The sequence below is a fragment of the Paracoccus sp. SCN 68-21 genome (genome assembly GCF_001724535.1).
Lineage (GTDB): Bacteria > Pseudomonadota > Alphaproteobacteria > Rhodobacterales > Rhodobacteraceae > Paracoccus > Paracoccus hibiscisoli.
Genome location: NZ_MEES01000015.1, coordinates 42,348 through 52,638 on the forward strand (window position 1 = coordinate 42,348; position 10,291 = coordinate 52,638).

Below are 10,291 nucleotides of genomic sequence, written 5' to 3' on the forward strand. Positions count from 1 at the left end.
CCTGGCCCCTTATGAAGGGCGCCACGCGGAGCGGGAGGTCTGACCATGGCGGTAGGGGTGTTTGATTCGGGACTGGGCGGTCTGACCGTCCACCGCGCCATTGCCGCGCGTCTGCCCGACCTGCCGCTGGTCTATCTGGGCGACAATGCGCATGCGCCTTATGGCGTACGCACCGCCGACGACATCTTTGATCTGACCTGCCAGGGCGTCGAGCGGCTGTGGGCCGAGGGCTGCGATCTGGTGATTTTGGCTTGCAACACCGCCAGCGCCGCCGCCTTGAAGCGCATGCAGGAGACCTGGCTGCCTGCGGACAAGCGGGTCCTGGGCGTCTTTGTGCCGATGATCGAGGCGCTGACCGAGCGGAACTGGGGCGACAATTCGCCGCCCCGCCGCGTGGCCGTGAACAACGTGGCCCTGTTCGCCACCCCCGCGACCGTCGCCAGCCGGGCATTTCAGCGCGAGCTGGCCTTCCGCGCCGTGGGCGTCGATGTCGAGGCCCAGCCCTGCGCGGGTGTCGTCGACGCCATCGAGATGGGCGACGAGCAGCTGGCCGAGGCGCTGGTCACCAGCCATGTCGAGGCCCTCAAGCGGCGCATGCCCCACCCCGAGGCCGCGGTGCTGGGCTGCACCCATTATCCGCTGATGGAGGACGCGTTCCAGCGCGCCCTGGGCCCCCAGGTCAAGGTGTTCAGCCAAGCGGGGCTGGTCGCCGAGAGCTTGGCCGACTACCTGACGCGCCGCCCCGAATTCCTGGGCAGCGGCACCGAGACGAAGTATCTGACCACCGGCGATCCGGTCCGGGTCGGCGGCAAGGCCACGCAGTTCCTGCGCCGCGCGATAGCGTTCCAGACCGCCTGACAGGAGAACCCCATGGCCGGCATGAAATCCCTCAAGAAACAGCGCCGCATCCAGATCATCGCGGCCGCCGCCGTGACGTTGACGGTGGCCACCGGGCTGATCGGTTACGCCATGAGCGACGGGATCAACCTCTATCGCTCGCCCAGCCAGGTCAGCGAAGCGGCGCCGGAACCCGATGAGTTCTTTCAGCTGGGCGGGCTGGTCAAGGAGGGCTCGATCGTGAACGGCACGGGCGTGGCCTTTGACTTCGTCATCACCGATGGCGCGGTCGAGATACCCGTGGCCTATGTCGGCGGCTCTCCGCGCCCGGATCTGTTCAGCGAGGGGCAGGGCACCATCGCCAAGGGCTGGTATCGCGACGGCCGCTTCGAGGCGCGCGAGATCCTGGCCAAGCACGACGAGACCTACATGCCGCGCGAGGTGGTCGAGACGCTCAAGGCCACCGGCGTCTATCAGGAGCCCGGCACCTGACGCAACGCGCGCAGGGTTAACGACAGGTTAACCCGCCCGCCCCAGCATCCCCCGATGCGGCCGGACCCCGGTCGCGCGACGAAAAGGGGGATGCCATGCCAAGCGTCGAACAGATTGCCCGAGAGATCGTCGCCCGCGAGGGCGGCTATGTGAACGACCCGGACGATCCGGGCGGGGCCACGAATTACGGCGTGACCATCGGCACGATGCGCGCCCTGGGGATGGACCTGAACCGCGACGGACGCGTCGACGCCGCCGACGTCCGCGACCTGACCCGCGCCCAGGCCGAGCAGATTTTTGTCGAGCATTACTTCCGCAAGCCGCGCCTGGCTGAACTGCCCGGCCCGTTGCAGGCCAGCGTCTTTGACATGTATGTCAATGCGGGCGCCAATGCGGTCAAGATCCTGCAGCGGCTGGTGACGCGCATGGGGTTTCGCGCCACCGATGACGGCGTCGTGGGTCCGCGCACTATCGCCGCCGTGACGGATGCCGCTCAGGCCGCGCCGCAGCATCTGGCGGATGCCTATGGCATTGCGCGACGCAACTACTATTACGCGCTGGCCGATCAGCGTCCCGCCAGCCGCAAGTTCGCCCGCGCGAAATCGGGCGGCAAGGGCGGCTGGATCACCCGCGCCGAGGAGTTCATCGCCCCCCGCTATCACCTGACCGATGCCGAACACCGCACGAGGACGTCGAAATGGGCCTGATCGACCGCTTTCTGGGGGTTGCGCCCTCCATCACCGCGCTTGGCAGCGCCGCGACCGGCATGGCCGAGGTCTTCACCCAGAACGCCACCCGCCGGATGGAGCTGGACGAGGAGGCCTATGCCCGCGCCATCGGCCAGCACGGGCAGGAGTTCATGGTGCCGCGCCAGGGCTGGTTCGACGGCTTTGTGAACGCCCTGAACCGGCTGCCACGGCCGCTGCTGGCCCTGGGGACGATGGGTCTGTTCGTCTATGCGATGGCAGAGCCGGTGGGCTTTGCCCTGCGCATGGACGGGCTGCAGCGCGTCCCCGAGCCGCTGTGGTGGCTGCTGGGGGCCATCGTGGGGTTCTATTTCGGCGCCCGCGAGGCGCATCATTTCCGCCACCGCGTCTGGCCCGCCCGCGTGACCGAGGAGACCACCATCGTCCCCGGCACTACCCCCGCGCCGGTGGCCGCCCCAGTCGCGCGGCCCGATGACGACTTTGCCGATAACGCCGCGCTGCGCGACTGGCTGGCGTCGCTGCGCGAATAGGCCGCAGCCCTGCACGGGAAACTGATGGATCGGGACGAAGGGGGGGCTTTTCCCGCCTTCGTCCCGACTCTATGCTGTGGGCAACAGAGGATGCCCGCAAATGATCGCTGAACTAGGCCATTTCGCCCTGATCCTGGCCTTCATGGTCGGGATCTATCAGATGACGGTGCCGATGATCGGCGCGGCCAAGGGCTGGCACGGCTGGATGGACAGCGCCCGCCCCGCAGCCCTGGCGCAACTGGTGCTGATGGCCATCAGCTTTGCCGCGTTGACCGTGGCCTTTGTCACGTCCGATTTCTCGGTCCGGCTGGTCTATGAGAACTCTCACACCGCCAAGCCGCTGATCTACAAGATCAGCGGTGTCTGGGGCAACCATGAGGGCTCGATGCTGCTCTGGGTGCTGATCCTGGCGCTGTTCGGCGCGGCCGCGGCGCTGTTCGGCGGCAACCTGCCGCCCAGCCTGCGGGCGCGGGTTCTGGGGGTGCAGGCCTCGGTCACGGTGGCCTTCTACGCCTTCATCATCTTCACCTCCAACCCCTTCTGGCGCATGGGAAATCCGCCCTTTGACGGGCGCGACCTTAACCCGTTGCTGCAGGACCCGGGCCTGGCGTTTCACCCGCCGTTTCTGTACCTCGGCTATGTCGGCCTCTCGATGGCGTTCAGCTTTGCCGTCGCCGCCCTGATCGAGGGCCGCGTGGACGCGGCCTGGGCGCGGTGGGTGCGTCCCTGGACCCTGGCGGCCTGGGTGTTCCTGACCATCGGCATCGCGCTCGGCTCTTGGTGGGCCTATTACGAGCTGGGCTGGGGCGGCTTCTGGTTCTGGGACCCGGTCGAAAACGCCAGCTTCATGCCCTGGCTACTGGCCGCGGCGCTGCTGCACTCGGCTATCGTCGTCGAAAAACGCGAGGCGCTGAAAAGCTGGACGATCCTTCTGGCGATCATGGCCTTCGGCTTTTCGCTGATCGGGACGTTCATCGTGCGCTCGGGCCTCATCACCTCGGTCCATAGCTTTGCCAACGACCCCGAACGCGGCATCTTCATTCTGGGCATTCTGGTCTTCTTTACCGGCGGGGCGCTGACTCTCTACGCGGTGCGGGCGCCCACGATGATCGCCAAGGGTGTCTTTTCCCCCGTCTCCCGCGAGGGGGCGCTGGTGCTGAACAACGCGCTGCTGGCGGTGTCCTGCTTCGTCGTGTTCATCGGCACGATGTGGCCGCTGATCGCGGAGATGGTCTGGGGCCGGGTGCTGTCCGTGGGCCCACCCTTCTTTAACCAGGCCTTCACGCCGTTCATGGTGGTGCTGGCGCTGGCGCTGCCCATCGGGTCGATCATGCCGTGGAAACGTGGCAGCATGGCGCGCAGCCTCCGACCGCTGCGCGGCCCGCTGATCCTGACGGGCGCGATCATGACGCTGGTCTTTGCCGTCTCGACCGGCCATTCGGCGCTGGCGGTGATCGGAGCCGGACTGGGGTCGTGGCTGGTGTTCGGCGCGCTGGCCGATCTGTGGCAGCGGACCGGAAATTCGGGCGCCGCGCGCCTGCTGCGCCTGCCGCGCGCCGATTGGGGCAAGGCGGTGGCCCATGCGGGCCTGGGCATCACCTTCATCGCCGTGGCCCTGATCCAGGCCTGGCAGGTCGAGGATGTCCGCGTGGCCGAGATCGACCAGCCCTTCCGCGTCGGCAGCTATGATCTGGTGCTGCGCGACGTGGTGCGGGCCGACGGGCCGAATTTCTACGCCCAGCAGGCGGTGATCGAGGCCAGCCGCGATGGCCGCCCCGTTGCCACCCTGCGCCCGGAAAAGCGCGTCTATCCCGTGCAGGGCATGCCCACGACCGAGGCCGCGATCGACTATGGCTTCTGGCGCGACCTCTATGTCGTCCTGGGCGACGAACAGCCCGGCGGGGGCTGGGCGGTGCGCACCTATGTCAAACCTTTCGCCAACTGGATCTGGGGCGGGTCGATCCTGATGGCGCTTGGCGGGCTGATCAGCCTGACCGACCGGCGCTATCGCGTGGCGGCGGGTGCTGCCAGACCGGCGCGGCGCGACCCGGTGCCTGCGGAATGAGGGGCGTTGCATCGCGCGCGGCCCTGATCCTGGCCCTGATCCTGATCCTGGCCCTGTCGCTGACGCCCGCGCTGGCCGTCCAGCCCGATGAGGTGTTGCCCGATGCCGCGCTGGAGTCGCGTGCGCGAGAGATCTCGCAAAAGCTGCGCTGTCCGGTCTGTCAGGGCGAGAATATCGACGAATCCAACGCGCCCATCAGCCGCGATCTGCGCCTGTATGTGCGCGAGCGGTTGGTCGAGGGCGACAGCAACGATCAGGTGATCGACGCCGTCGCCGACCGTTTCGGAGAGTTCGTCCTGTTCGAGCCGCGTCAGACCGGCGCCAACCTGATCCTGTGGTTCGCCGCCCCGCTGATGGCGCTGATCGCGGCGCTGACGGCCTGGGGCTTTCTGCGCGGGCGCAACCGCCCCGCGCCCGAGGTCCGGGCCCTGGACGCCGCCGAACGCAAGCGCCTGGACGAGATCATGCGCTCCTGACGCGGGGTCGCGCTTTCGCCAGCTGTGTTTTCCTGCATGATCCCCGGAAAAAGGGAGGATTGCATGAGTTTCCAGACCATCCTATTCGCGGTCAATGACGGGGTCGCCACGCTGACCCTGAACCGTCCCGCGGTGATGAACGCACTGAACAGCCTCATGCGCGCCGAGATCACGCAGGCCCTGACCACGCTGGATGCCAGCGTGCGGGCCGTGGTGATGACCGGCGCGGGCCGGGCCTTCTGTTCGGGCCAGGATCTGACCGATGCCGGCGCGGCGCTGGATCTGGAGCGCACGCTGCGCGACGAATACGAGCCGATGCTGGCCGCCGTCACGCGCTGTCCGGTGCCGGTGATCGCCGCCGTGAATGGCGTCGCGGCAGGGGCGGGCGCGAACCTGGCACTGGCCGCCGATGTGGTGATCGCCTCTGAGGGCGCAAGCTTTATCCAGGCCTTCACCCGGATCGGTTTGATCCCCGATGCGGGCGGCACTTGGATCGTGCCCCGCGCCGTGGGGACCGCGCGCGCCATGGGAATGATGCTGTTCGCCGAGCCGGTCAGCGCCGCGCAGGCGGCGGACTGGGGGCTGATCTGGCAGGCGCTGCCGGACGATGCCTTTGCCGCAGGCGTCGCCGCCCGGGCGCAGGCATTGGCCAAGGGCCCGACCGGCGCCTTTCTGGCGATCCGCGAGGCGCTGGCGGCCTCATCGGGGAATGACATGACCGCGCAGCTGGCGCTGGAGGCGCGGCTGCAGGGTCAGGCCGGGCGCAGCGCCGATTTCGCCGAAGGGGTCGCGGCCTTCCTGCAGAAACGCCCGGCGGTCTTTACCGGGCGCTAGGCCGCGTCAGGCGATCTGGCGAAAGACCGGCGCAGGCCCGCGATTGTCAAAGAACGGCACCGTCGCGGGCGTGGGCAGGGGCTGATCGGGCGGCAGATCGCGGACCAGGTCCGACAGTTCGGCCAGGACAACCTCGGTGATGAAGGGCAGGTCCAGCGCGCGGGCCTGGGCCAGGGGCACCCAATGCAGATGGGACAACTCGTCGCAGGCGGCACTGAAATCGTCGGGATCGCCCGCGATGCTGGCTGCATCGGCGACAAAGAAATGCGCGTCGAACCGGCGGGGTCGTCCCGGCGGGGTGATTGCCCGGAACAGATAGACCAGCGGCGCGGCGTCGGGGGTCAGCCCCGCCGCGGCGTGTCCCGGCCAGGGGCAGGGCGGACCGCCGGGCCGGCCGATCAGCAGGCCGGTCTCTTCGGCCAGTTCGCGCAGGGCGGCGGCGGCGATGGTGTCGGGCGTGGGGCCGCCCTCATCCATCAGGCGGTCGTGACAGCGCGACGCCAGGGGGCGCGCCAGCGCGACATCGGCATCCGCCGCATCGACCGCACCGCCGGGAAAGACGTATTTCGACGGCATGAACGCCGCCGACGCCCCCCGCATCCCCATCAGGACCGACGGTCCTGCCGCATCGCGACGCAGGACCAATACCGTCGCGGCATCGCGGATGGCATCGCTCATGCGTGCGCGCCTTCGTCCCCGAAGCCGTGCATCCGGCGGGCCCATTGCAGGCCGACCATGCCCCCTTTGATCACCGGCAGCATGGCCAGCGACAGGACAATGGCACCCAGCCCGAAGGACAGGATCATGGTCATCGCACTGGGCCGCCACGCGATGAACGAGGCCAGCAGGATCGGCGCACCCAGATGCGACACGATCAGGATCGTCAGATAGGCCGGCCCGTCATCGGCCCGCTGATGGTGCAGCGCCTGGTGACAATCCGGGCAATCATCCGCGACCTTCAGATAGCGGGTGAACAGCCGCCCCTCGCCACAGGCCGGGCAGCGTCCGCGCGCGCCGCGCAGCATCGCCTGACCGGTGGGCCGTTCGGCGGGCAGATCGGGGTCGTGCCGGGTGGCAGGGGTCATGGGCGTGGTCCTTTGCGGGCAGCGTATCCCGCAACTCTAGGCGCATGCGGGACCGCTGGAAAGGGCCGCCTATGCCGCACGTTCGGGCTGTGCGCAGACGACGCGATTGCGCCCCCCGGCCTTGGCGGCCAGCAACGCGCGGTCGGCCCGCTCCAGCGCGATGCGCGCCATCTGTTCGGGCCAGACGTCCTGAACCGGGACCACCAAAGCCATGCCCACCGACGCGGTGACCCCCACGGTGCCCCCACCGGACAGACCGGGCAGGGCGATCGGGCGTGCCTGCACCGCCAGGCGCAGGGTTTCGGCCAGATCCGCGGCGCGGGTCGGGGTGCAATCGGGCACGACGGCCAGAAATTCCTCACCGCCCATGCGCGCGGCCAGTCCCTCGGGGCCGACGGCGTCGCGCAGGCGGTGGGCCACCTCGGCCAGGACGGCGTCTCCGGCGGTGTGGCCGTGGCTGTCGTTGACCGCCTTGAAATGGTCCAGGTCGATGGCAAGAACCGCAAATCCACGATCGGTCATGGCGGCCTCGCGGGCGATCTCGGCCAGCTTTGGCAGGGCATAGCGGCGGTTGTACAGCCCGGTCAGCGGATCGGTCATCGCCCACAGCATATGGCGCTGAACCTCGGCGCGGCGCTGATCGCTGCGCGACTTGCGCGACAGCAGCATCTGCAGCGACATGGCCGCGGCTTGCGCAGCCGAGGGCGTGGCCAGGCTGTCGGGCATCACGTCGCCCGCCCCCAGATCAAGGGCGATGGCCGTCAGGTCGGCCCGGTCCGGACCGATCGCCATGACAAAGCCCGCATCGCGCGACCCCGGCCGAGAACGAAGCTCTGACAGCAGCCGCAGCCCATCGCCCGGTTCGCGGATATCCGCCGCGATCAGGTAGAGATCGGCCGTCCGCCCCGCCGAGGCGGCGCCAAGCGCCTCATCCGGGTCGCGGATGGCAAAGCGGCAGGCCATCCGTTCGGACAGCATCTGCCGCCACCGCTGCGCGCGGGCTGGATTGTCCGCGATCAGCACGATCAAGGGCCGGTCGCCGTGATCGAACCCGGCCTGCGCCTCGGCCATGCCCATCTGCGTCTCCTGAGAGGCGTCGGATTGGCGTAGGATGTTGCGGATGCGCGCCATCAGCATCTGATCGTCGACATCGGGCTCCAGCGTTGCGGTCGCGCCAGCCTGCAGCGCGGCGAGGCGCTGGTCCGAGCGCGTCAGCATCAGCACCGGAACCTCTGACAGGCGTCGGTCGCGTGCCAGCCTCGCGCAGACGTCAAGTGCCGAGCCGTCGGGAAACCCGCTGCCCAGGATAATCAGGTCGGGGATGACCGCGTCCAGCTGCGACATCAGCTGCGCGGCCGACCCCACCGCCACCACGTCATAGCGCACGGCAGCCAACCGGACCTTGAGCGTGATCCGCACCGTCGAAACCCCATCTGCAACCATGATACGTGCTGTCATCGATCTATCCAGAGAATCCTGACATCTTCATTTCAATCTCGTCTAAAATGCTTAACAAAGAGTTTCCGGGCAGCATGCCTTCACGAAATCGGGAAAAGACAAGAGACATGGCGTATTCCGTCCCTCAGGCCGCCGACCTTTCGACACGGGTGCTGATCGAACTGGTCGACCGTCCGCAGGATCTGGCCCGCTTCATGGACCAGGCCGGATTGCGTCCCAAAGACCTGCGCGACATCGCCACCCGACCCGAGGTAGCCCTGTTCCTGCTGGATTTTCTGGTGGAGGACGATGATCGCATCCTGAGCTTTGCGCAAGCCCTTCATCTGCGTCCGCAGGACATCATGGCGGCACGCACCGCGCTGTCGGGCCCCGGCAGCTATGGCTGGGAGGCCGACTAAGTGTTTGATCCCAGGTTTCATGGTGCGATCCTTTCGCTGGAATGGAAGGAAGCATTGTGGGCCAGGTTCGCCATGGAAGCGCCACGACTACGCGCGCCGTCAGAGCCGCGATAATGAGGGCCGGCCCGCCATCGGTCCGAGGGCCCGGCCCGAATGATCGCAAGCTTCGCCCGCGACGCTGAGCCGGGAGATGGGCATCAGTCAGAAGACGGTGGCGAAAGCGTAAGACGGTCGAGGATCTCAAGACCGGGCCAAAGGAACCGCGATCGACGAGTCTGACCGAGGCCGGGGAAGCGCCCGTCGTCGCTTTTCGTCGGCACTGGCCGCTGCCGTTGGATGACTGCCTCTATGCCCTGCCACCGACGATCCCACATCCGACGCGCTCGGCGTTGCATCGGTGCCTGCAGCGATGAGCCATTGCGGCGCCATCGGCTCAAGCCCGATGGCGAGGGGCATTCAGGTCGCTGAGCAGCCTCGGAACCGGAACAGCATCTATTCCAGGCCCATGCGCTTTGACATGATCCGCGAGGCCACCGGGATCGAAAATCGCCTCACCAAGCCAAACCACCCATGGACGAATGGGCAGATCGAGCGGACGCGTCGCCCGATCAAGGACGCGACCGTCAAACGCTTCCATTACGACGAACACGACCAGCTCCGCACACTCCTGGCGGTCGTCATGGCAGCCTACAATTTCGCCCACGGGCTCAAGACCCTCGGAGGGCTCACGCCCTACAAATACATCTGCAAGATCCGGACATCCGAGCCAGACAGAGTAATCCCAACCCCGATCAACCAGATGCCGGGACTGAACACAGCTATCTGAAGGCGCATCGCATGGCTTGCGGCCTGCGGGCCAAAAAGTGTGGCGCGGCCGCCAGATCGGACGCAGTTCGAGGATCAGGAAACAGTTTGGGGATGTGTTTCCCTGAGAGAGGGCGGCATAAACACCAAACTGCACGCTGTTGCCGATGCCAAAGGGCAGCGGACCGGGTCTTACATATCGGTCGGCCGAGTCAGCGATTATACCGGCGCTGCGGCTCTGCTGGGCAGCCTGCCGAAAGCGGGCTGGCTTCTAGCTGACAGAGGCCATGATGCTAATTGGTTAACAAAATCCATCAGGGGGACAAGTGTCCGTATCCCCGGACGGTAGTCTAGCAAGAAAGCCGTGAAATACGACAAGCGGCGCAACCGCAGCGAGCTCATCTTCGAGCGTCTGAAGGATTGGCAGCGTGTCGCGACCCGACACGGCACGACATGACCGAAGCCAGTAAATACTCCTCTCTACGATGATTCTTGCCGCAAACGACCCAGACCGTCATCTAATCGCATGTCGTTCTGCAAGGTCTTTCTTGGCGATGGGACATCGTTTGCCGGGAGCAGTGTCATCTTCGCGGTCGACATTAAGC

The 10,291-nt window shown here is 67.1% G+C and carries 11 protein-coding genes and 2 pseudogenes; 10 read left to right on the top strand and 3 right to left on the bottom strand.

Annotation, left to right across the window (positions count from 1 at the left end; translation table 11 throughout):
- The first annotated feature begins 45 nt into the window (after positions 1–45).
- The 7 genes from ABS73_RS06945 (at position 46) to ABS73_RS06975 (ending at position 5,941) form a co-directional block, all read left to right on the top strand.
- On the top strand, positions 46–858 hold the full coding sequence (locus ABS73_RS06945) for a glutamate racemase (protein WP_277018101.1): 813 nt from the start codon (positions 46–48) through the stop codon (positions 856–858).
- A gap of 21 nt (positions 859–879) precedes the next feature.
- Positions 880–1,329 (top strand): cytochrome c maturation protein CcmE, encoded by a 450-nt coding sequence (gene ccmE, locus ABS73_RS06950; protein ID WP_136855271.1) that lies wholly within the window; start codon positions 880–882, stop codon positions 1,327–1,329.
- 95 nt (positions 1,330–1,424) lie between these two features.
- Complete coding sequence (locus ABS73_RS06955; protein ID WP_277018104.1) at positions 1,425–2,036, top strand: holin-associated N-acetylmuramidase; 612 nt, start codon at positions 1,425–1,427, stop codon at positions 2,034–2,036.
- The gene (locus ABS73_RS06960; RefSeq protein WP_277018106.1) at positions 2,027–2,566 is read left to right on the top strand and encodes a holin family protein; all 540 of its coding nucleotides are present in this window, start codon (positions 2,027–2,029) and stop codon (positions 2,564–2,566) included. Before ABS73_RS06955 ends, ABS73_RS06960 begins: the two co-directional genes overlap by 10 nt.
- A gap of 100 nt (positions 2,567–2,666) precedes the next feature.
- A complete protein-coding gene (locus ABS73_RS06965; RefSeq protein ID WP_277018107.1) occupies positions 2,667–4,631 on the top strand; it encodes a heme lyase CcmF/NrfE family subunit in 1,965 nt (654 codons plus the stop codon).
- The gene (locus tag ABS73_RS06970; protein ID WP_277018109.1) at positions 4,628–5,107 is read left to right on the top strand and encodes a cytochrome c-type biogenesis protein; all 480 of its coding nucleotides are present in this window, start codon (positions 4,628–4,630) and stop codon (positions 5,105–5,107) included. The genes ABS73_RS06965 and ABS73_RS06970 overlap by 4 nt, the downstream gene beginning before the upstream one ends.
- A 63-nt stretch (positions 5,108–5,170) precedes the next feature.
- A complete protein-coding gene (locus ABS73_RS06975; RefSeq protein WP_277018112.1) occupies positions 5,171–5,941 on the top strand; it encodes an enoyl-CoA hydratase-related protein in 771 nt (256 codons plus the stop codon).
- A gap of 6 nt (positions 5,942–5,947) precedes the next feature.
- On the opposite strand, the gene ABS73_RS06980 is transcribed toward ABS73_RS06975, so the two are convergent.
- From ABS73_RS06980 to ABS73_RS06990, 3 genes are all read right to left on the bottom strand, one after another.
- Positions 5,948–6,619, bottom strand: a complete 672-nt coding sequence (locus ABS73_RS06980) for an NUDIX hydrolase (protein ID WP_277018114.1) — start codon at positions 6,617–6,619, stop codon at positions 5,948–5,950.
- Positions 6,616–7,026 (bottom strand): DUF983 domain-containing protein, encoded by a 411-nt coding sequence (locus ABS73_RS06985; protein ID WP_277018116.1) that lies wholly within the window; start codon positions 7,024–7,026, stop codon positions 6,616–6,618. Before ABS73_RS06985 ends, ABS73_RS06980 begins: the two co-directional genes overlap by 4 nt.
- Positions 7,027–7,095: 69 nt before the next feature.
- Complete coding sequence (locus ABS73_RS06990) at positions 7,096–8,484, bottom strand: diguanylate cyclase (protein WP_277018117.1); 1,389 nt, start codon at positions 8,482–8,484, stop codon at positions 7,096–7,098.
- Here ABS73_RS06990 and ABS73_RS06995 point away from each other — a divergent pair.
- The 3 genes and pseudogenes from ABS73_RS06995 to ABS73_RS07005 all read left to right on the top strand — a co-directional run.
- Positions 8,475–8,882: a DUF3572 domain-containing protein gene (locus tag ABS73_RS06995; protein WP_277018118.1), complete on the top strand. Its 408-nt coding sequence runs from the start codon at positions 8,475–8,477 to the stop codon at positions 8,880–8,882. The genes ABS73_RS06990 and ABS73_RS06995 overlap by 10 nt on opposite strands.
- 56 nt (positions 8,883–8,938) lie before the next feature.
- A pseudogene (locus tag ABS73_RS07000) lies at positions 8,939–9,708 on the top strand (integrase core domain-containing protein).
- Positions 9,699–10,131: pseudogene (locus ABS73_RS07005) on the top strand (transposase); the annotation flags it as partial. The pseudogenes ABS73_RS07000 and ABS73_RS07005, both read left to right, overlap by 10 nt.
- Positions 10,132–10,291 lie beyond the last annotated feature (160 nt).

Excerpts from the sequence above, each read along its gene's own strand:
- ABS73_RS06985 (WP_277018116.1), bottom strand. The coding sequence starts at position 7,026 with ATGACCCCTGCCACCCGGCACGACCCCGATCTGCCCGCCGAACGGCCC.
- ABS73_RS06970 (WP_277018109.1), top strand. The coding sequence starts at position 4,628 with ATGAGGGGCGTTGCATCGCGCGCGGCCCTGATCCTGGCCCTGATCCTG.
- ABS73_RS06960 (WP_277018106.1), top strand. The coding sequence starts at position 2,027 with ATGGGCCTGATCGACCGCTTTCTGGGGGTTGCGCCCTCCATCACCGCG.
- ABS73_RS06980 (WP_277018114.1), bottom strand. The coding sequence starts at position 6,619 with ATGAGCGATGCCATCCGCGATGCCGCGACGGTATTGGTCCTGCGTCGC.
- ABS73_RS06945 (WP_277018101.1), top strand. The coding sequence starts at position 46 with ATGGCGGTAGGGGTGTTTGATTCGGGACTGGGCGGTCTGACCGTCCAC.
- ABS73_RS06955 (WP_277018104.1), top strand. The coding sequence starts at position 1,425 with ATGCCAAGCGTCGAACAGATTGCCCGAGAGATCGTCGCCCGCGAGGGC.
- ccmE (WP_136855271.1), top strand. The coding sequence starts at position 880 with ATGAAATCCCTCAAGAAACAGCGCCGCATCCAGATCATCGCGGCCGCC.
- ABS73_RS06965 (WP_277018107.1), top strand. The coding sequence starts at position 2,667 with ATGATCGCTGAACTAGGCCATTTCGCCCTGATCCTGGCCTTCATGGTC.
- ABS73_RS06975 (WP_277018112.1), top strand. The coding sequence starts at position 5,171 with ATGAGTTTCCAGACCATCCTATTCGCGGTCAATGACGGGGTCGCCACG.
- ABS73_RS06990 (WP_277018117.1), bottom strand. The coding sequence starts at position 8,484 with ATGACAGCACGTATCATGGTTGCAGATGGGGTTTCGACGGTGCGGATC.